The organism is Amycolatopsis sp. NPDC051106, assembly GCF_040682775.1.
GTDB lineage: Bacteria > Actinomycetota > Actinomycetes > Mycobacteriales > Pseudonocardiaceae > Amycolatopsis.
Window position 1 is genome coordinate 18,121 of the sequence record NZ_JBFBBQ010000079.1, and the last position, 22,424, is coordinate 40,544.

A 22,424-nucleotide genomic window follows, 5' to 3' on the forward strand; every position below is an offset into this window, starting at 1 on the left:
GGGTGGAGCGTAATAGGGGCGGCGGTGCCGGGTCGCCACCGGCCGGGGGTTCACTCAGGCGATGGCCGCGATGTCGCCGTAGATCGCCTGGTGCCCCGGCCGGGGCGGATCTCGGCGAGGCGGCGCCCCTGGACCGTGGCGAGCAGTTCCTGCTTGCCGGCTTCGACCGCTTCCTCACCACCGGCCCGCTCGACGTGCGTCGCACGGACGTCCTTCCAGCGCGTGTACCCCGTCACAGTCGTCCCTCCTCTCTTCGGGCCCGCATCGGGCTCGAAGACGAACGGGCATCCGGACGGTACTGCCGCCGTTTCGTTCTCGACTCGGTGATCTTGCGACCGGCGGTCACCCGGGCGGACCTCCCCGGCCGCCGGTTTCTGTCGTACCCCTCCGCTACCGTGACTTTCCCTGCTCACCAGCCTGGGAAAGGTGCCATGGCTCACTTCGGCGTGCTCGGGCCGCTCGCCATCGAAAGCCCGCCGGGGCACTGGGTCGCGCTGCGCGGTGATCGGCAGCGCACCCTGCTGGCCGTGCTGCTGCTCAACGCCAACCAGCACGTCCACGTCGACGTGCTGGTCGAAGCGCTGTGGCCGGAGCGGCCGCCGAAGTCCTACGCCTCGAACCTGCACACCTACCTCTCGCGGCTGCGCGAGCGGATCGACGGCCTGCGCGTCGAACACGGGCCGCTCGGCTACCGGCTGTGCGTCGAGCCCGACGAGCTGGACCTGCTCGTCTTCCGGTCGGCCGTCGCCGAGGGGCAGCGGGCCGGGGATGCCCTCGCCGCGTCGGGGCACTACCGGCGGGCGCTCGCGCAGTGGCGGGGGCCGGTGCTGGCCGGGCTGCACGTCCCGCGGCTCGACGCCGACGTCGCGCGGCTGGAGTCCGAACGGCTCGCCGTGTTCGAGGACTGCGTGGACGCCGAGCTCACCGCCGGGCGCCACGGCGAACTGACCGGCGAACTGCAGGCCATGATCACCGAGCACCCGCTGCGGGAACGGCTGGCCGCGCAGCTGATGATCGCGCTGCACCGGGCCGGACGGCAGGGCGACTCACTGGAGATCTACCGGCGGCTGCGGACCACGCTGATCGAGGAGCTCGGCGTCGAACCGGGCGCCGAAGTGCGTCGCGTGCACGCCGCCGTCCTGCGCGGCGAGGACCCCGTCCCGCGCATGCCGCCGCCGGTCTGGCCGGTGTGCCAGCTGCCGCCGGACATCGCGGACTTCACCGGCCGCGAGGCCGAGCTCGCCGAGCTGACCGCCGTGCTGGGCAGCGGCGCCGGCGTCCCGCTCGCCGTGCTCACCGGCGAACCGGGCGCGGGCAAGAGCACCCTGGCCGTGCGCGCGGCGCATCGGCTGCGGGCGCGGTTCCCGGACGGCCAGCTGTACGTGCCGCTGGGGCGCGACGTCGGCGAGGTGCTGGCCGACCTGCTGCGCGCCCTCGGGGTGCCCGGCCCGGCGGTCCCGGACGACGTCCGCGCCCGCGCGGCGGTGTTCCGCGGCCGGCTGACCGACCGGCGGGTGCTGGTGGTGCTCGACGACGCCGGCGACCCCGAGCACGTCCGCGCCCTCCTGCCGGGCACGCCGGGCTGCGCGGTGCTCGTGACGAGCCGGCAGCGCCTGAGCGGGCTGGCCGGCGCGCACCGGCTGTCCCTCGGTCCGCTGTCCGACGCCGAAGCCACCGAGCTGCTGAACCGGCTCGCCGGGGCGCGGGTGGCCCGCGAGCGCGCCGAGGCCGGCCGGATCGTCGCGGCGTGCGCGCGGCTGCCGCTGGCCCTGCGGATCGCGGGCAGCCGGCTGGCCATCCGCCCGCACCTGCGGCTCGGCGAGCTGGCCGATCGCCTGGAGGACGAGGTTCGCCGGCTCGACGAGCTGACCGTGAGCGACCTGGCCGTCCGGAGCAGCATCGCGCTGAGCCACGAAGGACTGCGGCCCCCGGCGCGGCGCGCGTTCCGGCTGCTCGGGCGGTGCAAGCTCGTCGACCTGCCGGCGTGGGCGGTCACGACGCTCATCGGCGAGCCGGACGCGGACGAGGCGGTCGAGGAGCTCGTCGAAGCGAGCTTGCTGGAGGCGCGCGAACCGGACGCGACCGGCGAGGGCCGCTACCGGATGCACGACCTCGTCCGGTTGTACGCGGCGGAAGGGCCACCCGTCGAGGGCGGTGCTTCGACGGTGCTCGCGGCGACCCTCGCGCTGGCGGACGCGGCGGCGGCCCGCCTGCCGCGCACGGTGCCGATGCCGGCGATGGCCCACGAGCCGTTCCCGCAGCCGTTGCCGGCCGCGCTGGTCGAGCGGCTGCTGGAGCGTCCGGAGGAGTGGTTCGCGGCCGAACGCGCCAACCTCGTGCGGCTCATCGGGTCGCTGGGCGCGCGGGAAGCGTTGCTGCTGCTGGACAAGCTGAGCGTGTACCTGTACCTGCACGGGCACTACGCCGACATGAGAGCGGCGTACGAAACGGTCCTGGCGGCGACGGACGACCGCCCGTCGGCGGCGATCGCCGAGGCCAACCTGGCGCTGCTGCGGCACGCGCGCGGGCAGTACGAGGAGGCCGCGGCCGCGTACCGCGAATGCGCGAAGGAGCTGGAAGCCCACGGCGATCACCGCACGCACGCGTGGGTTTCGGCGAACCTGGCGCACTGCCTGATCGGGTTGGGCCGCGCCGAAGAGGCGTTGCAGACCGCGCGCGCGTTGTCTGTTTCGGACGATCAACCGGAGGCGCTCCTGGTCCGGGAGGCGGAGTCGGCGGCGCTGCTGCGGCTGGGCCGGGTGGCGGACGCCCACGAAGCCGACCTGCTGGCCTTGGCCTCGGCCCGCGCCGGCGGCGACCCGCGCCGGATCGGCACGGCGCTGCACGGGTTCGCGTGGTCGTCCCTGCTGACGGGCGACGACGAGGAGGCGGAAGCGGCGATCGCGGAGTCGGTGGAGCTGCTGCGCGGCACGATGGCGCGTTCGGCGCTGGCGAAGTCGTTGCGCACGCTGGGCGCGATCTCGGCGGCGACGGGTGCGCGCGACCGCGCGACGGCGGCGTTCGAGGAGGCCCGCGCCCTCGCCCGCGACCTGGACGAGCGGCCCCGCGAGCTGTCGTGCACCCGGGCGATCGCAGCGAGCTGGATCGGCGAAGGCCGCGCGGCGCAGGCGATCCCGGTGCTGCGGGCGTGCCTCGACGAGTTCCGCGAGATGGGCGGCCGATCCGCGACCGGCTTGACGTGGCTCGTGCTGAGCCGGGCGTGCGAAGCGGCGGGTTCCCCGGAGGACGCCGCTTCGGCGGCCGCCGAAGCGGCGAGCTTGGCGGATCCGCGCGATGCGAGCGCGGCGGCGTTGCGGCGGGCGCTGCTGGCCCTCACGGAACCCGCCTGACGTCCCGGCGAGACGAGGTGGTGCTGCCCCTCACCGCACCACCCGCCTCACCCCCGTCCGGTGAGGGGGATCCGAGATGGTGCCGCCCCCTCGCGGCACCATCCCCAGCCCACGGACGCCGGGCGAATCCGGCCGGCGTCACCCCCAGCGGACCGGCGGCGCGCACCAGCGCACCAAGGTCCCCCGTCGGTGTCGATCGTGGCGGACGCCGCCACACGGAACGCACACAGAAGTCGTCGGGCACGCGTGTACCCGGAGGGTCGGCTCGCGTACCTGCGCAGTCGGCTCGCGTACCTGGAGGGTCGGCTCACGAACCGACCCTCTGGGTACGCGAACCGACCCTCTGGGTACGTGAGCCGACCGCCTGGGTACGTGAGCCGACCGCCTGGGTCGTCAGTCCTCGCAGTTTCCCGCGGTCGCGCGGAACAGCTGGGCCCGCGCACCGTCCAGCGGGCGCACGCGCACCGGCGGGTCCGCCGCCGGCAGCCACACCGACTGACCCCGGCGCAGCTCGACCTTCTCGCCGTCGTCGGCCGTCACGAGCAGGTCGCCGGCCGTGCACAGCAGGATCTGCGGGCCCACGCTGTCGACCGAAATCTCGTCGTCCTCACCGGCAGCCCACTCGACGCGCGAAAGCTCGAACTCCGGCGCGTCCGTGCGGTACACCGAAAGACGGTCTTCGCTGTCGCCGCACTGGACCGGCATCTCGCCGCACGCGAAGTCGACCACGCGCAGCAGCTCCGGGACGTCCACGTGCTTCGGCGTCAGGCCGCACCGCAGGATGTTGTCCGAGTTCGCGAGGATCTCCACGGCCGTGCCGTGCAGGTACAGGTGCAGGTTGCCGGCCGGCAGGTAGATCGCCTCGCCCGCGCGCAGCGTCAGCCGGTTCAGCAGCAACGCCGCCAGCACGCCCGCGTCCCGCGGGTGCGTTTCCCCGAGCTCGAGGATGGTCCGGCACTCGACCGCGAACTCGCCGTGCTCCTGGACGTGCTTCACGCACGAGTCGAGCACCTCCGGCAGCAGCCGGTCGAGCGACGACTGCGGCAGCGTGATCCACGTCGTGAACAGCGCCCGCAGCCCGGACGGGTCAAGCTGGGCCTCCAGCAGCCCTGTGTACTTCGCCAGCCCCGGCGTCTCGATCGCCTTCAGCAGCTTGACGGTGCGCTCCGGCTCGCGGAACCCGGCCAGCGCGTGGAACTCCGTCAGCGCGCAGACCAGCTCCGGCTTCGCCGTCGGGTCCGGGTAGTTGCGGTTCGCCGCGTCGCGCGGGATGCCCAGCCGCTCCTCGCGGGCGTGCCCCTCCGCGGCCTGCGCCGCCGACGGGTGGGCCTGCATCGACAGCGGCTCCTCCGCGGCGAGGATCTTCAGCAGGAACGGCAGCCGCCCACCCCACCGCTTCGCGCACCGCTCGCCGAGCTGCCGCACCGGGTCGGCCTCGACGAGCTCGAGCAGGCTCCGCTCGGTCCCGTCGGGACCGATGACGTGCGACGGGTCACCCGGGTGGGCGCCCATCCACAGCTCGGCCTCGGGGTGCGGCGCGGGTACCGGACGGCCCAGCAGCTCGGGGATCGCCGTCCGCGATCCCCAGGCGTAGGGCCGCACCGCGTTGCGCAGCAGCTCCACTGTCACCTCAACTCCACTCCTTCGGCACCGGCCGCTACCGGTACTCGGCGGGTCTCACGCCGTCACGGGCTCGAAGCGGCCCGCGCCGCCGATGCTGCCCGCCGCCAGCCCGAGATAGACCGCCGCCAGTTCGAACCGCAGCGCCAGCACCGCGGCCCGCACGATTTCGTCCGCCTCGATCTCCTCGGCCGGGGCGATGACGTCCGCACCGGGCAGCAGGTCCTCGACTTGGTAGCGCGCCGCGTCCGTGGCCGGACCGGTCCGCACCGAGAGGAGCAGCACCCGGGTCGGGATGTCACCTGAGGGATCGTCCGGATCGGCGAAGATGTCACGCTCCGCGCCACTCGATTGCGCCGCCCGCCGCAACGCCGGGCGCGCCAGAGCCTGACGATAGTCCTCGACGTCGCACACAGTAGCCGCGTGGGCGGCGAAAGCGTGCGCAGCGTGTTCGCCGACGGCGACCGCGACCGGGTCCAGCCCCCACAGCAACGGCACGCGGTCGGCGACCCGCAGGGCGAGCGCCTTGGCCGGGTTCTCGAACGAATCCCGGGCCAGGTAGTCCTTCCCGGCCTCCAGGTCGAGCTGGTCGGCCAGCGTCTGGACGTCGGCGACCAGCAGGCCCAGCGCGTTCGCGGTGAGCAGTCCCGCGGCCAGGCCCCGGGGGAACGCCAGCTCCGGCGGCACCGGGACGCGCGGCGTCAGCAGCACACCCTTGCCCGCCACGGCGGCGGGGACCGGACCTTCGGCCGGCGCGGAGAGCACCACCGAAGCGCCGAAGCGCGCGGCGCGTTCCAGCGACGCGGCAAGCTCGCGGTCGCCGGGGTCGTCGGTGTGCGCGAAGACGACGTCGAGCGCGCCGATCCAGCTCGGCACCACTTCGGCCACGACGACCGGCACCGGGCACGACGGCGCCAGCAGCGCCGCGAGCAGCCGGGTGAGCGTCCGGCTCACGCCCGGCCGGTCGATCAGCACGACGGCACGCGGCCGCCCCACGTCGAGCCGGTCGGACAGCTCCAGTTCGGCGGCCAGCTCGGCGGTCGCCCGCACCTGCGCGCCGGCCATCGCGGCCGCCCGGAGGAGCCCCGCGCTGTCGGCCTCGGCCAGCCGCGCGGGGTCGTCGAGCAGCGAGTCGTCAAGCACTGTCGGCATCGGACGTTCCGGTGTCACCGGGCAAGGTCGCCTCGTCGAGGAGCAGCACCGGGATCCCGTCACGGACCGGGTACACCCGGCCGCACTCGGTGCACGTCAGTGCGTCGGCCTCGGGGTCGTCCGGTGCCCCGGGGCGCAGTGGGGCGTGATCGGGCGACGGGCACGCCAGGATCTCGAGGAGCTGGGCGTCGAGCGTGATGGCCATGGTTCCTCCATACCACGCGATGAGGTGTGGTGAAGGGCACCTTCCGGACACAGTTGGCCCCGGAAGCCCCTCCACGGGGACGGGTCAGCTGCGGATGATCGCGAGTACTTCGTCCACCAGCCCCTGCACGGCCTCGGCGTTCGCGGCCTCGACGTTGAGCCGGAGCAGCGGTTCGGTGTTCGACGGGCGCAGGTTGAACCAGGCACCACCCGGTAGCTGGACGGTCAGCCCGTCCAGCTCGTCGAGCTCTACGCCGGAGCGGGTCCCGAAGCTGTCCTTGACCGCCATCATCTTCGCGACCTGGTCGTCCACCGTCGAGTTGATCTCACCGGAGGCCGCGTAGCGCGAGTACGCGCTGGTCAGGTCGGACAGCGGGCCGTCCTGCTCGCCGAGGGCGGCGAGCACGTGCAGCGCCGCCAGCATGCCGGTGTCGGCGCGCCAGAAGTCGCGGAAGTAGTAGTGCGCGGAGTGCTCGCCGCCGAAGATGGCGTTCGTGCGGGCCATCTCGGCCTTGATGAACGAGTGGCCGACGCGGGTGCGGACCGGCTTGCCGCCGTGCTCGGCGACGATCTCCGGCACGCCCTTGGACGTGATCAGGTTGTGGATGATCGTGCCGCCCGGGTCCTTCGCCAGCTCGCGGACCGCGACCAGCGCGGTGATCGCGCTCGGCGAAACCGGCTCGCCACGCTCGTCGACGATGAAGCAGCGGTCGGCGTCGCCGTCGAAGGCCACGCCCGCGTCCGCGCCGACCTCGCGCACCTTCGCCTGCAGGTCGACGATGTTGGCCGGGTCCAGCGGGTTGGCCTCGTGGTTCGGGAAGCTGCCGTCGAGCTCGAAGTACATTGGGACGACCTCGATCGGCAGGCCGTCGAAGACCGTGGGGACGGTGTGCCCGCCCATGCCGTTGCCGGCGTCGACGACGATCTTCAGCGGCCGGCTGCCGGACAGGTCGACGAGGTTGCGCAGGTAGGCGGCGTAGTCGGCCAGCACGTCCCGCTCGCTCGTGGTGCCCCGCTGGCCCTCGAACTCCGGCACGCCCTGCTCGACGGTGTCGCGGATCTCGGCGAGCCCGGTGTCCTGCCCGACCGGGGAGGCGCCCGCGCGGCACATCTTGATGCCGTTGTACTTGGCCGGGTTGTGGCTCGCGGTGAACATCGCGCCCGGCAGGTTCAGCGAACCCGAGGCGAAGTACAGCTGGTCGGTGCTGGCGAGCCCGATGCTCACGACGTCCAGACCCTGCGACGTGACGCCGTCGGCGAAGGCCGCCGCCAGGCCGGGCGACGAGTCACGCATGTCGTGCCCGATCACCACCGCCGGCGCTTCCGGCTTGATGAGCAGGGCGAACGCGGCGCCGAAGTCGCGGACGAGCGCCGCGTCGAGCTGCTCGCCGACCACGCCGCGAATGTCGTAGGCCTTCACGATGCCCGAAAGGTCTGGCACGCCGTCTCCCCGCGAATAGTCGTCCCGGCGCCCGCTGCGCCGCGCGGAAAGCCTACCGGCGAGGTGAGTGGGTTACGCGTTCAGGCGCGACCAGGGAGGACCCGCAGGTGCCCGCGGCGCCCGGAAGGGCCTTCGGGCTCGGGCGCGGGGGCCGGTTTGCCGGGGCGGCCGGCCTCGCGCACGGCCTCGGCCAGCGCCGTCAGCTCGTCGGCCGACGGGTCCGGCGCGGCGAAGGCGCCTTCGTGCCGGACGACTTCCCAGCCCTTGGGGACGGTCAGCCGCAGCGCGTGCGCTTCGCAGAGGTCGTACGAGTGCGGCTCGGAAGCGGTGGCAAGGGGGCCGACGACGGCGGTCGAGTCGCTGTAGGCATACGTCAGCGTGGCCACAGCCGGCTCGAGACAGCCGGTACGCGAACACTTCCGTACGCTCCGCACGATTCGAAACGATAGCGCGTCGCCGCAAGGTAGGAGGAGCGACACGCGCTGGGACGTGCCGACCGCATAGACTTCCGGGGTGGCGACGGCTCGTGACTACCGACAGCGGCGGCGCTCGCGACGGGACCGGCACGGCCGGGGCCTGCGCGGGACGCTGTACCCGGCGACCCTGCCCGCCGCCGCGAGCCGCGCGGAGCGGTTCGACGCGCTGGTGCTCGACGCGCTGGAACCGATCGAGGCGCGCTGGCGCCACGAGCTGACGAAGCTGGACGTCGCGGTGGACGACGTGCCCGAAGTCCGCGAGAACGGCCGGGCGCCGTCCGACGGCGTGCTGCACGACGGCTCGGTGCCGTTGTCGCGGCTGGTGCCGGCGGGCGTGGACCGGACCGGCATGCCGACGCGGGCGCGGATCGTGCTGTACCGGCGCCCGCTGGAGGCGCGGGCGAAGGATCCGTCCGAGCTGGCGGACCTGGTGCACGACGTGCTGGTCGAGCAGGTGGCGGGCTACCTCGGCGTGGAACCGGACGTCATCGAAGGCGAGTGACCTACCGGACCGGGCCCTGCTCGTCGACGAAGCGGGTGGGCTCGCCCAGGAACACCTCGGCCGGCAGGTCGCCGTACCCGACGTTGAACGTGTCGAGCCAGTACGACCAGTCCTGCATCCCGGCCGAGCTGCTGAAGCGGTAGTTGAGCCGCCAGCGCACCCACTCCCCGGGCGCGAGCTTCACCGCCGGCGGGCGCCGCTTCCGGGGCGGTAGCCCGTACAGCGGCCCGATGCGGGGCAGCACCCGCAAGCGCCCGCCTGCCTCGCGGAGGCTCACGTTCAGAGCGCCCACGCCCTCGACGGTCTCGACCGGCGCGAAGCCGGCCTCCTCACGCATCCGCACCACGTGCGCGCCGCGTTCGGGCAGCTCGGGCAGCGCGAAGCCGGCCGGGAGCGCGTTCCGCACGGCCGCGGCGGGTCCGCCACGCGAACGCTTGGTCCAGGACGCGCGGACCCACTGGGCCGTGATCGTCACGGGCGGCGCCGGGCCGGGACCGCCGTCAGGAGCGTGAACAGCACCGCCGCCAGCTGGGCGAGCAGCAGCAGGTTCCGTTCCGTCCCCGGGAACTCGACCGTCACCTCGGACGACGCCGGCGGCACCGACACCGCCACCTGGTGCCCCCAGGCCGGCACGATCGGGACGCTCTTGCCGCCCACCGACGCCTTCCAGCCCGCTTCTTGCTCCGCCGCGAGCGCCAGCAGCCGCCCGGTCGGCCCGTCGGAAACCCGGACCCGCACGTCCGGCAGCCCTGCCTGGACCGGCGCTACGCCCGGCGCGTTCCCGGGCGCGCCGCCGCCCGTCACCGCCGCTTTCGCCTGCTCCGGGGAGATCAAGATCACCTGTCCGGCCGGCGGGAGCAGACGCAGCACGCCTCGGCCGTCGGACGTCGGCGCGGCCACCGAAACCAGGTCCTTCGCCGGCGGCACGTACGCCCGCGGGTCGACTCCCGCCGGCAGCACCACGAACTGCACGCCCGAGGCGGCCGCGGCGGCGAACGCGCGCTGGACCGCCGGCGCGTCGCCCTGGCCGAGGTCGCGGCGCCACGCCGCCAGCCGGGCCGGGGTGCCGGGCGTCGGGGCCAGTTCGTCGTCGCCGTAGTGGGGCAGGCGGCCGCCGATCTGGCGGGTCGCGTCCGATGCGAGGTCGAGCACCGACCGGCCGGACGCCGACACCTCCGCCGACACCTCGGGCGCGAGCGCGGGCCGTTCGCCGGCGCGAAGCGGTCCCTGACCGCCGACGACCACCGCGCCGGCCGCCAGCGCGAGGAAGACCCCGACCCCGGCGACCGCGAACACCTTGGGCAGCCACGGCGACGGCACCCCGGCCGAACCCCCGCGCTGCCACGAGCCGAGCACGACCCACAGCAGCCCGGCGCCGACGATCAGCAGCGGCACGCCGGCGTGGCCGTGCGCCGGTGAGCCACCCTGCATCGGCGTCGCCGTCACCAGCCGCACCAGCACCAGGCCGCCGGCCCCCAGCGCGGCCAGCGCGAGCCCGCCCGCCGCGAGCTTCGTCGGGCGGACGACGATCGCGATCAGGGCCGCCGCGATCACCGCGACACCGATCGGCCACGCGCCGGGCCCGCCCGGGTCGAGCCCGGCCAGGTCGGTGCCGGACACCGCCGAAGCCGCGCCGCCGAGTCCCTGCACCAGCAGTTCCGGGTGCCGCAGCAGCACGGTCGGCCACGGCAGCAGCAACGCCAGCGGCAGCAGGACCACGATGCCGACCGACGCGATCCGCCGCGCCAGCCCGGTCGGCGCGGGCAGCACGACGAACCCGATCAGCAGCCCGGCGAGCGCGAGCCCGTGCGCCAGCGGGGAGAACGCGCCGAGCAGCGCCACCCCGAACGCCGAGAGCGCCGAGACGTGCAGCCACCGCGTGTCCGCCCGCACCAGCAGCCCGGCGATGCCCGCGGCCACGAGCGGCAGCACGAGGTGCACCACGACGACGTCGAGCCGGCCCTGCGCCACTCCGGCGGTCGCCGCCGGCAGCAGCGCGTAGGTCGCGGCGACGACCGCGCGGACCCAGCGGCGCACGCGCAGCCGTCGCGTCGCCGCGTACGCGCTCAGCGCGGCCAGCGGGATGTCGCCGAGGAGCAGGATCGCCACCAGCGCGGCCGGGCCGCCGATGGGGGCGAACACCGCGCCGAGCGTGCCGAGCACCGGCAGGGTGGCCGACGCGGGCGCGCCGGTGCCGCCGGCGATCGCGTGCCACGGCGTCAGGTAGGACGACCAGAGTTCGCCGAGCCCGCCGACCGGCAGCAGCTTGCCGCCGAAGAGGTCGAGGCCGAGCCGGGCGCGGTTGACCACCAGCCCCAGCGCGGTCATCACGACGAGCAGCACGACCGGGGGCGCGAAGATCGTCGCCGCGAGCACGCGCCGGCGGTTCACCTCGACGAAGACGAGCTCCGGCTCTTCCGAGACGGCTTCGGTGACTTCGGTGGCTGCCGGGTCGTCGGTGGCGGAGACCGGTTCGGGCGCCGCGGTTTCCGGCAGTGCGACGGCGACGAGCGTGCCCGGTTTGCGCAGCCCGTTCCCGCGCGAGCTGAGCCCCCGCAGGGCGCCGGCGGGCAGCGCGTCCGGCCCGACCGGGCGGGTCTCGCGCGCGTCGAGCGCTTCGGGCGTGATCCACGCCGACTCGGTCTCGACGGTCTCGGGGATGCGGCCGAGCGCGACGTCTTCCTCGACGCCGCGGCGGACCAGCCCGACGACGCCGGCGCGGACGGCGTTGCGCAAGCGCGTCCCGCGGCCGGTGAAGAGCCCGCGAACCGTACCTGGCCGCGGATTCCGCCGCCGGCGGGCGCGGGCGGCGCGCAATCCGCCGCGTCCACTGAGGAGGTACGTCGCGGCGGCGAACTCGGCTCGCGCTTCGCCGGTGCGGCGCAGCAGGACGAAGGCCAGCGCGCGCAGGAGGGAGAGCAGCGGGAGCCGGATCATGCCCAGCCAGAAGGAAAACGACGAGCAGTTCACGAGGAACACCCGCAGCCCGTGAGCGCGGTTCGCGGCCGCGAGCGGGGTGGTGAGGGCGTCCGCCGCGCGTTGCCCGGTGGTGACGGCCCGCGCGTGCCGCACCCGCGCGGACGGCACGGAGAGGACGAGGCCGCCGGCGGCGTTCGCGCGCCAGCCGAAGTCGAGATCCTCGCGCAGCAAGGGGAAATCGGGGTCGAAGCCGCCGAGCTCGTCCCAGGCGTCGCGGCGCACGAGGGAGCCGGCGCTGGGCACGGCGAGCACCTCGGCGGGCTCTTCGCCGAGCGCGGCCACCTGCTGGCGGTGCCCGGAGGCGTCGGTGGACAGGCCGGCTTCGACGATCAGCCGCGGGTCGGTCCAGTCGAGGCCGAGCGAGCCGAGCACGGTCGCCGACGGCGTTTTCGTGGCGACGCGCAGGAGTTCGTCGAGGCAGTCGGGCTCGGGCGCGCAGTCGTCGTGCAGCAGCCACAGCCACGAACCGGGGTCGCCCCAGCGCTCGGTGGCGTGCTCGACGGCTCCGGCGACCGCGGCGGCGAAGCCGGTGTCACCGGAAAGGGTGACGACACCGGAGAGGACGGGCGCGGAGTCCGGGCCGGGATCGGCGGCCGCCTCGGCGAGCAACCGCGGGGTGGCGTCGGTGGAACCGGTGTCCACCGCGAGCACGTGCCGGGGCCGGACGGTGCTGCGGCGCAACGAAGAAAGCGCCAGCGGCAGCCAGTTCTCGCCGTTGTGACAGACCACAATGGCCAGAACGGGCGCGGTGCGCAGGACGGGCGGCGCGGCGGTGCGGGGCAACGAACGCTCCAGATCAGGCGGCGGATCGGTGCGGCCACCCTACGGCCCCGGTCCGTCACCCGATGGTGAACCCACGCCGTGCGCCCACGCAGTGGAACCGCGTGGGCGAACGATCAAGACAACTGCCGAAGCCGAAGCTGCACGCTCAACGCGACCACGGCGGGGGTCCGGGGGCTTGCCCCGGGCGGGGTCTGGGGGTTGCACCCCCAGAAGACACTGAAACGAGCGATCATGGTTCGCGCGTTCCGCGAACACACCTCTCCCTAGATCGCTCGTTTCTTCAGCTTCCGGCGCTCCCGCTCGGACAGACCGCCCCAGATGCCGAAGCGTTCGTCCTTGGCCAGCGCGTACTCAAGGCACTCGTCCTTGACCTCGCAGCCCAGGCAGATCCGCTTGGCTTCACGGGTGGAGCCGCCCTTCTCGGGGAAGAACGCCTCCGGGTCCGTCTGCGCGCACAGGGCGCGCTCCTGCCAATCCTGCTCTTCCTCGGTGGCATCGATGAGCTCGGTGAGATCTCCCAGAGCCTGCTCCGGGATCTCGCCCCAACTCATGACGTGCCCCCATTCCTTACCATCGGCTTCCAACCGCACGTCCGCCTCCTCGCTCCCTAGCACTCCCCAGGCTGGCGGTGGTGAAACGACACTCGCTGTCCCCTCGACAACGAATGACATCACTGTGATTACACCCGTGTAGTGCGGTCAGGTCAAGCGGAGTAGCGAGTTCGGGGGACGTTCGGGCCCGACCGCGCAAGGGGACACGCCGGTAACTTCACACCGGGCATACGGAAGACTGGAAGCGTGCAGAAGTCAGCAGTGCGTCCCAGCCCGGTCTTCCTCGGCATCCTCGCGCTCACCGTCGCCGGTGGCGCGATGGCCGCGTTCGGTGACATCAACACCGTTTTCGTCCGCGACCGCGACCCGCTGCTCATCGCCGGGGTCGTGATCTTCGTCGCCGCCGGCTGGGTGGCGTCGCTGTCGCTGCACGAGTTCGGCCACGCGATGGTCGCCTACCGCGGCGGTGACTACAGCGTCGCCCACAAGGGTTACCTGACGCTGGACGTGCGGAAGTACACCGACCCGGTCCTGTCGATCATCCTGCCGCTGATCTTCCTGATCATCGGCGGCATCCCGCTCCCCGGCGGCGCGGTCTGGATCAACCGCGGCGCGCTGAAGTCCCGCGGGACGTCGTCGTGGGTGTCGCTGGCCGGGCCGCTGAGCAACCTCGCGGTCGGGGCGGCGCTGGCCCTGGTGGTGTCGCTGGTCCCGATGGCGGGCGGCCTGGTGATCGCGATGTCCTACCTGGCGCTGCTCCAGGTCGTGACGTTCCTGTTGAACATCCTCCCGATCCCGGGCCTCGACGGCTGGGGCGCGATCGAGCCGTACCTCCCGCCGCGGGCCCGCGAACTCGGCGCCAAGGTGCGCCCGTGGGCGCCGATCATCCTGTTCGCGGTCCTGTGGTTCTTCCGCCCGGCGAACACGGCCCTGTGGGAAGGCTCGTACGCGATCTTCGGCGCCTTCGGCGGCTACGTGGAAGGCGCCCAGATCGGGTTCAGCGTCTTCCAGTTCTGGAACTGAGACGCGGACCGGGCACCGCGCGGGAAGATCACGTGCGGTGCTCGGTCAGCCACGCGTGCGCCCGCTTCCAGACGACGCGCAGTCCCGAACGTTCCCCGAGGTAGTCCCCCGCCGCGCCCACGACCGGCAGCAGGCCGAGCGCCCGGTGGAACAGGTTGCCCCGCGGCCGCTTCTCCAGTTCCTCCGTGATCCCGAGCAGCCCGCGCCCGAGCCGCCACAGCGTGCGACCCGCCGCCTTCACCGTCGCCTTGCCGTGCTTCTTCTCCGACGCCGTCAGCTCTTCGGTCAGCCTCGCCGCTTCGTCCGCCTCCGCCGCTTCGTCGTGCTCCGGATGCTTGCCCGCCGCGAGGTCGGCGTCGATCTCGCGCTCGAACAGCACCCACGCGATCAGCCGCACCCGCGTGCCCACGTCCGTCACGCCGTACTCGCCGGCGATCGCGCACAGCAGCAGCCCCTGCGACGCCGCGCCGAGCGTGTCCTGCACCGGCAGCCGGTCGGCCAGCGCGCCGCCCAGGCCCGGGATCGACGTCAGCAGCGCCGTGAACCGGCCGACGCGGTTCATCCACCAGCTCGACCGGTCGTAGCCCGTCATCCGCGCCCACGCCGCCGTGCCCGGCACCTTCACCGACGTCACGCCGTGGATCAGCTTCGCCTTCAGCCCGGACTCGACCTCGGCGAGGTCGTCGGCCGCGCGTGCCTGCAGGCCGAACGGGTCGGACTCGCGCAGCGCGTCGAGCATCGGCCCGCACGCCCGCACGAACGGCCGCAGCACGGCCACGACCTGACGGTCGGAAATCGCTTCACCCACGTCCCGGACTCCTTCCCGCGGCGGCGCGGCCCAGCCCGCCGCCGAGCACCAGCGCGCCCGGCAGCGCACTCGCGCCGAGCAGGACCAGCGCCCGCCAGTCCTGGATCAGCACCAGGTCACCGCCCGGGCCCAGCAGGCCGACGCCGAACACGACGACCACCCACACCGCCAGGGGTACCCACGAAAGCCCGGGCCGCACCAGCTTCGCCGTCGTCGACACCAGCCACGGCGTGGTGACGGCGCCGACGACGACCATCAGCGGCAGCGGCACGACGCCGATCCGCAGTGGCAGGAAGAACAGCTCCAGCACGGCCAGCAGCACCGTGTCGAGGGCGAGCAGCAGCAGGAAGAGCCTCTGTTCCCCGGTCAGCGGCTCGGGCACCGTCACAGCCCGCCGAACAGGTCGTCCGCCGCGCCGTCGGCCGGGCCGTGAGCCAGGACGAAGGAGTCGCGCGCCGGGATCGGCTGGGCGAGCTCGTTCGTCAGCGCGAAGTACGGGACGTCGCCCTCGACCACGGCCAGCTGCGTCGCGTGCGCACGGAGGGCGGCCAGCTTCGCCGGGACGTACGCGGCGACGTCGAGCGTCGTCGTGATCTCCTCGTCCGGCGTCACGGGCAGCTCGTCGTCGGCCGGTACGGGGTACGCGGTCTCGCCGGCCCGCAGCGCGGCCAGCCCGGTGCGCATCGCGTCACTCGACGTGACGACGTGGAACACCCGCGCCACCGACTCCGCGCGCGGGGCCGCGGCCATGGTGATCTCGTGGGCGCGGATGTGGTCGGGGTGGCCGTAGCCGCCGAAGGAGTCGTAGGTGACGACGACCTGGGGCCGCACCTCGTCGAGGATCTCCGCCAGCTGCGCGGCCTGCTCCTCGGCGCTCCCCCCGGTGAACGCCCGCGGGTGCGCGGCCGACGGCGTGCCCGCCATGCCCGAATCGCGCCACCGGCCGATCCCACCCAGATAACGATGCCGTGACACCCCCAGCGCGGCGCACGCGGCCTTCAGCTCGGCGACGCGGTAGCCGCCCAGCTGGTCGGCCGCCCAGGCGCCCAGCCCGGCCAGCTCCGGCAGGCCGGCCATGATCTCGCCCTCTTCGCCGAGCGTGCAGGTCACGACGGTCACTTCGGCACCTTCGGCGGCGTATCGTGCGATCGTGGCGCCGGTGGTGATGCTCTCGTCGTCGGGATGGGCGTGGACGAGCAGCAGCCTGCGCGGTACCGGGGAGATCACGGGTTGAGCGTAATTCCCGTGCTCCGACCTTCGTCGGGGACACCCTCGGTTATCCTCGCGCGAGTCGCGACCGCCGCGTCGCGATCGTCTGTACCCCCACGAAGGGCATCTTGGTGAGCACTGAAGCAACTTCGGCGGACGTCGCCGGCGTGTCCGGTTCGGTCCTGTCGATCTCCGACCTCAGCGTGTCGTTCCAGACCGAGGACGGTGTCGTCGACGCCGTCAAGGGCATCGGGTTCGACGTGCAGCCCGGCGAGATCGTCGCCGTGGTCGGGGAGTCCGGGTCCGGCAAGTCCGTCACGTCGATGTCGGTGCTGGGCCTGCTGCCCAAGACCAGCCGGATCGCCGGCGAGCTGCGCCTCGGCGAGCGCAACCTGGCGGACCTCAAAGAAAAGGACATGCAGAAGATCCGCGGCAACCAGGTCGCGATGATCTTCCAGGAGCCGATGACCGCGCTGAACCCGGTCTACACGATCGGCTGGCAGCTGCGCGAGGCCCTGCGCTCGCACCTGGACATCTCCAAGGCCGCCGCGGACAAGCGCGCGGTCGAGCTGCTCGACATGGTCGGCATCCCGAACCCGGAGCTGCGGTTCAAGCAGTACCCGCACCAGCTCTCGGGCGGTCTGCGCCAGCGCGTCGTGATCGCCATGGCGATCTCCTGCGATCCGAAGGTGATCATCGCCGACGAGCCGACCACCGCGCTCGACGTCACCGTGCAGGCGGAGATCCTCGGCCTGCTGCGCAAGCTGCGGGACACCCTCGACACGGCGATCGTGCTGATCACCCACGACATGGGCGTCGTCGCCGACATGGCCGACCGCGTCATCGTGATGTACCAGGGCGAGATCGTCGAAGAGGCCCCGTCGCGCGAGCTGTTCGCGTCGCCGAAGGAGGACTACACCCGGCGGCTGCTGGCCGCGGTGCCGGTGCTCGGCCAGCGCCCGGAGGGGCGCCGGCTGCTCGACGACTCCGGGATCGCCTCCGACAGCACCGAGGCGGCCAAGATCGCCGAGGAGATCCGGCTGGCCGACGCCGAGCTCGAGGCCGTGATCGAGGAGGCCGCGCCGGCCCTCGAGATCAAGAACCTGGTGCTCGAGTACCCGGGCCGTCGCGGTCAGGGCAAGAACCGCGCGGTGGACGACGTCTCGCTGAGCATCGCCAAGGGCGAGATCGTCGGCCTGGTGGGCGAGTCCGGCTCGGGCAAGACGACCGTCGGCCGCTGCGCCGTCGGCCTGCTCCAGGCCACCGAGGGCACCATCGCGATCGCCGGCAAGGACATCACGAAGATGTCGGCGAAGGAGCTTCGCCCGCTTCGCCGGTACTTCTCGATCGTCTTCCAGGACCCTGCGTCCACTCTGGACCCGAAGATGACGATCGGCGAGTCGATCGCCGAGCCGATGGTGCTGCACAAGGTGCTGGGCGGCAAGGAGCTCTCGGCCCGCGTGCGGTCGCTGCTCGACAAGGTCGAGCTGGGCGGGCACTACATGAACCGCTACCCGCACGAGCTCTCCGGCGGCCAGCGCCAGCGCGTGGCGATCGCCCGGGCGCTGTCCCTGGACCCGGCGCTGCTCATCGCGGACGAGCCGACGTCGGCGCTGGACGTGTCGGTGCAGGCCCGCGTGCTGGACCTGTTCCTCGACCTGCAGCAGTCGCTGCAGTTCGCGTGCCTGTTCATCAGCCACGACCTGGCGGTGGTCGACCTGCTCGCCGACCGCGTCGCGGTGATGCAGCACGGCAAGCTGGTCGAGATCGGCACGCGCGACCAGGTGCTGCACTCGCCGCAGCAGGACTACACGCGCCGCCTGCTGTCGGCGGCGCCGGTCGCGGACCCGGTGCTGCAGGCCGAGCGCCGCGCGGCCTGGGAGGCCGGCAAGCTGGCCCCCGTCGCCGACTGACATACGACGCTGAAGGGCCCGTACCCTGCTGGGTGCGGGCCCTTCCGCGTTTCCGGACCAGAGCGCCCCAATGTGGCCTTCGGTGCGTTGAACGCACCCAAGGCGGCCTTCGGTGCGTTGAACGCACCCAAGGCGGCCTTCGGTGCGTCTGACGCACCGAAGGCCACATTGGGGCGCTCGGGGTGAGCGTCAGCCGCGGAGCATCTCCGCGACCAGGAATGCCAGCTCCAGTGACTGCTGGGTGTTCAGGCGCGGGTCGCAGGCCGTCTCGTAGCGGCCCGACAGGTCGATGTCCGAGATCTCCTGGGCGCCGCCCAGGCACTCCGTCACGTCCTCGCCCGTGAGCTCCACGTGGATGCCGCCCGGGTAGGTGCCCAGCTGGTTGTGGACCTCGAAGAAGCCCTGGACCTCGTCGACGATCCGGTCGAAGTGACGGGTCTTGTAGCCGGTGGACGACTCGTGCGTGTTGCCGTGCATCGGGTCGCACTGCCAGATGACCTTGTGCCCGGACGCCTCGACCCGCTCGACGATGCCCGGCAGCACCTCGCGGACGTTGCCGTTGCCCATCCGCGCGATCAGCGTCAGCCGGCCCGGCTCGTTGCGCGGGTCGAGCCGCTCGACGTACTCCGCGGCCTGCTCGGGCGTGGTCGTCGGGCCGATCTTCAACCCGATCGGGTTGGCCAGCAGCTCGGCGAACGCGATGTGCGCGCCGTCCAGCTGCCGGGTCCGCTCGCCGATCCAGAGGAAGTGCGACGACAGGTTGTACAGCTTCGGGTTCGCCGCGTCGGCGTTGTCCAGGCGCAGCATCGAACGCTCGTAGTCGAGCAGCAGCGCTTCGTGGCTGGCGAAGATCTCGGTGGACTGCAGCGACGTGTCCGTCACCCCGCAGGCCGACATGAACCGCAGGCCGCGGTCGATCTCGTTGGCCAGCGCCTCGAAGCGCTGCGCCGCCGGCGACGCCGAGACGAAGTCCTTGTTCCAGTCGTGCACCTGGTGCAGGTCGGCCATGCCGGCGCCGGTGAGGGCGCGGACCAGGTTCATCGCCGCGCCCGCGTTCGCGTAGGCGCGGATCATCCGGCCCGGGTCCGGCACGCGCAGCTCGGGCTTCGCGACCAGGGAGTTGATGATGTCGCCGCGGTAGACCGGCAGGCCCAGGGCGTCCGTCGCGGCCGAGCGCGGCTTCGCGTACTGGCCGGCGATGCGCCCGACCTTGACCACCGGCAGGCTCGCGCCGTAGGTCAGCACGACCGCCATCTGCAGCAGCGTGCGCAGGTTGGCGCGGATGTGCGGCTCGGTGTTGGACTCGAACGTCTCCGCGCAGTCACCGCCCTGCAGGAGGAAGGCCTCGCCGCGGGCGACCATCGCGAGCCGGCCCTTGAGACGGTCGATCTCGGCCGGGACCGTGATCGGCGGCACGCTCTCCAGCACGCCGCGGACCCGCCGGGTCGCGTCCGGGTCGGGCCACTCCGGCTGTTGCGCGGCGGGCAGGGCCAGCGCCTTGTCGAGCCGCTCCCGCAGCTCGGGCGGCAGCGGCGGCAGTTCGGGCAGGGTGTCGACGGGGACGTCCACAGTCCAGTTCACGAACACCAGGATAGGGTTCGCGCCCCGCTCCTCTTCGCCCGGTTCGCCCCCGGACTGGCGGATCCCTCGAAGTGTGGCCCGGGACGCACCCGGTTCTCGCCGCCGAGCTGGGAACTCGTGCCCAGCTCGGCGGCCGGGGTCCGCACGGCGCGAGAACCCCGGAGAGAGAAACCGACTCCCTCACCGAGCAGATCGGCAGGAACCGTCCGCCGCGGGGAAGACCCCGTCACGCAGATAGCCCAGCACCACGGCGTTCCCGCACGCGTTCTCCCGCGTGAAGACGCCGTGGCCGCCCGCGTCGACGGTCACCATCCGCGCCCGGTTCCCGAACGCCGCCCGCGTTTCGCGCGCCCCCGAAAGCGGGGTCGCCGGGTCGCGCAGGTTCTGCACCAGCAGGACGTTCGCCGGCCCGGGGCCGCCGGCGCGCACCGGCGGTTCGGTGCGCTCGACGGGCCAGAACGCGCACGGGTTCACGTTCGCCGCGGCCGGGCCGAACATCGGGTGGCGCCCCCGTTCGCGCTCGACCGCGCGCTGGTAGAAACCGATCTGCTCGGGCCAGTCGGAGTCGTTGCAGATCACCTGGAGCTGCAGCGACGCGCGGGTGTCGCCGTCGAGCGGTCCCGCCGCGACGCGCGCGGTGCTTGCCCACTCCGCGGCCAGCGCTGGGAAGCGCGCATCATCGTAAAGCCCGTTCCACGTGTTCGACCGGAACTCCGGTCCGCGGACGGCGGCCAGCTCGAAGAACTTCGCCGTCACCGCCGCCGGGGTCCGCCCCAGGTGGTAGGTGTCGTCGCGGGCGGCGGCCCAGGCGGCGAAGTCGGGGAACCGGTCGTCGAACCCTTCGGCGAAGCGCTGGTTGGCGCGGACGTCGAGGCCTCGCGGGCCGAGGACGCTGTCGAGCACGATCCGGTCGCCGCGGGCGGGGAACATCGACGCGTAGGCGGCGCCGAGGTAGCTGCCGTACGAAAGCCCGTAGTAGGAGATCTTCTTCTCCCCCAGCGCTTCCCGGACGCGGTCGAGGTCGCGCGCGGTGTTCGCGGTCGTCATGTGCGGCAGCAGGTCCGCCGTCGCCGCCTCGCCGCACTGCTTCGCGACGACACGCGCTTTCGCCGCGGTGACCACGACGTCACGCGGGCTGTCCGCGTAGGGGCCGAGCACGGCGCCACGCTGCTCGGGCGTCATGGCGCACGTCACCGGGGTGCTGTAGCCGGTGCCGCGCGGGTCGAAGCCGATGACGTCGTAGGCGTCCGGCAGGCCGGATCCGCCCATCCGCTGCAGCAGCTGGGCGGGCATGGCGAGCCCGGGGCTGCCCTGGCCGCCGGGGTTCATCAGCAGCACGCCGCGGCGCTTGCCCGGAGTGCCGGCGTGCCGGGACAGGGTCAGCTCGATGGTGCGCCCGGGATGGGCGTAGTCGAGGGGCACGCGCAGTCTCGCGCATTCGAGCCCGGCCGTGGGCGACGGCGACATGCCGTAGTCCGGGCAGGGCGTCGTCCACGCGAGACGCGGTGACGCGTTCGCCGGCGGCGCGGCGAGCAGGGGCAGGAAAGCCAGGAGTACAGGAGTTTCCGCATACCCCGAGCCTGCCCCGGCGGGAGCGCGCGGACGTCAGCCCGGAGGCCGGACCCTCGGGTCCTCCCCCGGGCTGACGGCGGTCACGCGGCTTGCGCGCGGTTGTACAGGTTCTGCGCGTCGGTGCCGAAGTACGGCCCGAACATGTACCCGGGCAGGAAGGTGTAGCCGAAGCTGTTCACCGAAGCCTGGACGCCGGATCCGCTGCCCTCGTTGAACGACAGGAACCACGGCCCGCCGCTGGAGCCGCCGGTCATGTCGCACCGCATGCCGTGGTCCTGGGTCAGCAGGAAGTCGGTGAACGTGCTGCCGCTGCAGTAGATCAGCTTCGTGCCGTCGTACGGCGCCGCGGCCGGATAGCCGAAGGTGTACATGCTCTGGTTCTTCGGCTGGTTGAAGGCGATGCCCTGCGCGCCGACGACGTCGGTGAGCCGCTGGCCGTTCAGCGGGTTCACCACGGCCATGCCGACGTCGTAGTTCATGTCCTCACTGGCTTCCCACTGCGGCGTGGTGAGCGTGGTCTTGGCCGCCCACTGGCCATAGGGCGCGTTGCCGTTGTCGTAGCCCGGGACGAACGTCCACTGCGTGTGCCAGGTGCCCTGGTACTTCACGCAATGGCCGGCGGTGACGACGACGCTGCCGTTGGTGCTCGTGACGGCGTCCCCGGAGCAGGAAGCATTTTGGCCGTTGAAGACGAAGAACACGCGCCCGGCGGTGTGCGTGACCTGGCCGCCGCCGGTCCAGGCACCGCCGCCGTTCGGAATGCTCCGGATGATCGCGCTCTGTCCTCTGGCCACGTCTCTCGGCGTGAAGGCAGGCGCTTTGACGAGGTTGTCCATCGGGACGGCCGCCCGCATGGCATCGGGCGTCCAGAAGGGTTTCGGCGCGGCCTGGGCGGGCGCGCCGACCAGGGCGAACGCAAGGGAGAGGACCGCGGTGACGACCGCTGTACGGAGAGCCGTGTGCTTCAAGACGCCCACCTTCCGCCGAGGTGAATTGCCGCGAAACCGGCACAGTTACCCGAAAGTAGTTGCCCGTGCACACAGGGCACAGCCACCGTTCGGCCCAAAAGCGAAACCGTCGAAGGCCGCCTCACCAGCGGCACGGCTTCCGACGCGCAGGGCTCCCGAGCCCCGGCTGACCCCGAAGCGCGGGAGCCGGCGGCGACTCGCGAGGGGACCTCCGGTGCAGTGAATGACTCATTCCTGGCGTCCAGCGCCAGGAATGCGCGGAGCTGGAGCGGGCGGGCAAGAGCATCGTCAC

General features: G+C 72.9%; 19 protein-coding genes. 4 read left to right on the top strand and 15 right to left on the bottom strand.

The features are described 5' to 3' along the window. Positions 1–50: 50 nt before the first annotated feature. Positions 51–236, bottom strand: coding sequence for a hypothetical protein (locus tag AB0M83_RS38130; RefSeq protein WP_364524915.1), 186 nt, complete (start codon positions 234–236; stop codon positions 51–53). Positions 237–431: 195 nt separating this feature from the next. On the opposite strand from AB0M83_RS38130, the gene AB0M83_RS38135 reads away from it, so the two are divergent. Beyond that, positions 432–3,350, top strand: coding sequence for a BTAD domain-containing putative transcriptional regulator (locus AB0M83_RS38135; protein ID WP_364524917.1), 2,919 nt, complete (start codon positions 432–434; stop codon positions 3,348–3,350). 393 nt (positions 3,351–3,743) lie between these two features. Here AB0M83_RS38135 and manA read toward each other — a convergent pair whose 3' ends face one another. The 5 genes from manA to AB0M83_RS38160 all read right to left on the bottom strand — a co-directional run bounded on the left by manA (position 3,744) and on the right by AB0M83_RS38160 (position 8,201). Continuing rightward, complete coding sequence (manA, locus tag AB0M83_RS38140) at positions 3,744–4,973, bottom strand: mannose-6-phosphate isomerase, class I (RefSeq protein WP_364524947.1); 1,230 nt, start codon at positions 4,971–4,973, stop codon at positions 3,744–3,746. Positions 4,974–5,027: 54 nt separating this feature from the next. Continuing rightward, positions 5,028–6,122, bottom strand: coding sequence for a hypothetical protein (locus tag AB0M83_RS38145; RefSeq protein WP_364524919.1), 1,095 nt, complete (start codon positions 6,120–6,122; stop codon positions 5,028–5,030). Beyond that, positions 6,106–6,327: a Trm112 family protein gene (locus AB0M83_RS38150; RefSeq protein WP_364524921.1), complete on the bottom strand. Its 222-nt coding sequence runs from the start codon at positions 6,325–6,327 to the stop codon at positions 6,106–6,108. Before AB0M83_RS38150 ends, AB0M83_RS38145 begins: the two co-directional genes overlap by 17 nt. Positions 6,328–6,411: 84 nt before the next feature. Continuing rightward, complete coding sequence (locus tag AB0M83_RS38155; RefSeq protein ID WP_364524923.1) at positions 6,412–7,767, bottom strand: phosphomannomutase/phosphoglucomutase; 1,356 nt, start codon at positions 7,765–7,767, stop codon at positions 6,412–6,414. Positions 7,768–7,847: 80 nt separating this feature from the next. Beyond that, entirely contained in the window at positions 7,848–8,201 is a 354-nt protein-coding gene (locus AB0M83_RS38160) for a DUF3499 domain-containing protein (protein WP_026468546.1), read from the bottom strand. Between the two features lie 79 nt (positions 8,202–8,280). Between AB0M83_RS38160 and AB0M83_RS38165 the strand changes: the two genes are divergently transcribed. Continuing rightward, the gene (locus AB0M83_RS38165) at positions 8,281–8,745 is read left to right on the top strand and encodes a metallopeptidase family protein (RefSeq protein ID WP_364524925.1); all 465 of its coding nucleotides are present in this window, start codon (positions 8,281–8,283) and stop codon (positions 8,743–8,745) included. A 1-nt stretch (position 8,746) separates the two neighbouring features. On the opposite strand, the gene AB0M83_RS38170 is transcribed toward AB0M83_RS38165, so the two are convergent. The 3 genes from AB0M83_RS38170 to AB0M83_RS38180 all read right to left on the bottom strand — a co-directional run bounded on the left by AB0M83_RS38170 (position 8,747) and on the right by AB0M83_RS38180 (position 13,058). Beyond that, a complete protein-coding gene (locus AB0M83_RS38170) occupies positions 8,747–9,220 on the bottom strand; it encodes a hypothetical protein (protein ID WP_364524927.1) in 474 nt (157 codons plus the stop codon). Continuing rightward, positions 9,217–12,507 carry a glycosyltransferase family 2 protein gene (locus AB0M83_RS38175; protein ID WP_364524929.1) on the bottom strand — a complete coding sequence of 1,097 codons (3,291 nt, stop codon included), beginning with the start codon at positions 12,505–12,507 and terminating at the stop codon, positions 9,217–9,219. Before AB0M83_RS38175 ends, AB0M83_RS38170 begins: the two co-directional genes overlap by 4 nt. Before the next feature lie 263 nt (positions 12,508–12,770). Then, positions 12,771–13,058, bottom strand: coding sequence for a WhiB family transcriptional regulator (locus AB0M83_RS38180; protein WP_364524949.1), 288 nt, complete (start codon positions 13,056–13,058; stop codon positions 12,771–12,773). Positions 13,059–13,319: 261 nt separating this feature from the next. Here AB0M83_RS38180 and AB0M83_RS38185 point away from each other — a divergent pair, with 261 nt between their 5' ends. Beyond that, positions 13,320–14,081 (top strand): site-2 protease family protein, encoded by a 762-nt coding sequence (locus tag AB0M83_RS38185; protein WP_364524951.1) that lies wholly within the window; start codon positions 13,320–13,322, stop codon positions 14,079–14,081. Between the two features lie 28 nt (positions 14,082–14,109). On the opposite strand, the gene AB0M83_RS38190 is transcribed toward AB0M83_RS38185, so the two are convergent. The 3 genes from AB0M83_RS38190 to mshB are packed head-to-tail and all read right to left on the bottom strand — an operon-like array spanning position 14,110 to position 16,116. Further along, positions 14,110–14,889: a hypothetical protein gene (locus AB0M83_RS38190; RefSeq protein ID WP_364524931.1), complete on the bottom strand. Its 780-nt coding sequence runs from the start codon at positions 14,887–14,889 to the stop codon at positions 14,110–14,112. After that, positions 14,882–15,277 (bottom strand): hypothetical protein, encoded by a 396-nt coding sequence (locus AB0M83_RS38195; RefSeq protein WP_364524933.1) that lies wholly within the window; start codon positions 15,275–15,277, stop codon positions 14,882–14,884. Before AB0M83_RS38195 ends, AB0M83_RS38190 begins: the two co-directional genes overlap by 8 nt. Next, positions 15,274–16,116 (bottom strand): N-acetyl-1-D-myo-inositol-2-amino-2-deoxy-alpha-D-glucopyranoside deacetylase, encoded by an 843-nt coding sequence (gene mshB / locus AB0M83_RS38200; RefSeq protein WP_364524935.1) that lies wholly within the window; start codon positions 16,114–16,116, stop codon positions 15,274–15,276. Before mshB ends, AB0M83_RS38195 begins: the two co-directional genes overlap by 4 nt. Before the next feature lie 113 nt (positions 16,117–16,229). Here mshB and AB0M83_RS38205 point away from each other — a divergent pair, with 113 nt between their 5' ends. Further along, positions 16,230–18,011, top strand: coding sequence for an ABC transporter ATP-binding protein (locus tag AB0M83_RS38205; RefSeq protein WP_364524937.1), 1,782 nt, complete (start codon positions 16,230–16,232; stop codon positions 18,009–18,011). A 189-nt stretch (positions 18,012–18,200) separates the two neighbouring features. Here AB0M83_RS38205 and AB0M83_RS38210 read toward each other — a convergent pair whose 3' ends face one another. The 3 genes from AB0M83_RS38210 to AB0M83_RS38220 form a co-directional block, all read right to left on the bottom strand. Then, positions 18,201–19,592, bottom strand: a complete 1,392-nt coding sequence (locus AB0M83_RS38210) for a class II 3-deoxy-7-phosphoheptulonate synthase (protein ID WP_364524939.1) — start codon at positions 19,590–19,592, stop codon at positions 18,201–18,203. Between the two features lie 180 nt (positions 19,593–19,772). Continuing rightward, entirely contained in the window at positions 19,773–21,059 is a 1,287-nt protein-coding gene (locus tag AB0M83_RS38215; protein ID WP_364524941.1) for an alpha/beta hydrolase, read from the bottom strand. 185 nt (positions 21,060–21,244) lie between these two features. Beyond that, positions 21,245–22,132, bottom strand: coding sequence for a peptidase (locus AB0M83_RS38220; RefSeq protein ID WP_364524943.1), 888 nt, complete (start codon positions 22,130–22,132; stop codon positions 21,245–21,247). Between the last annotated feature and the right edge of the window lie 292 nt (positions 22,133–22,424).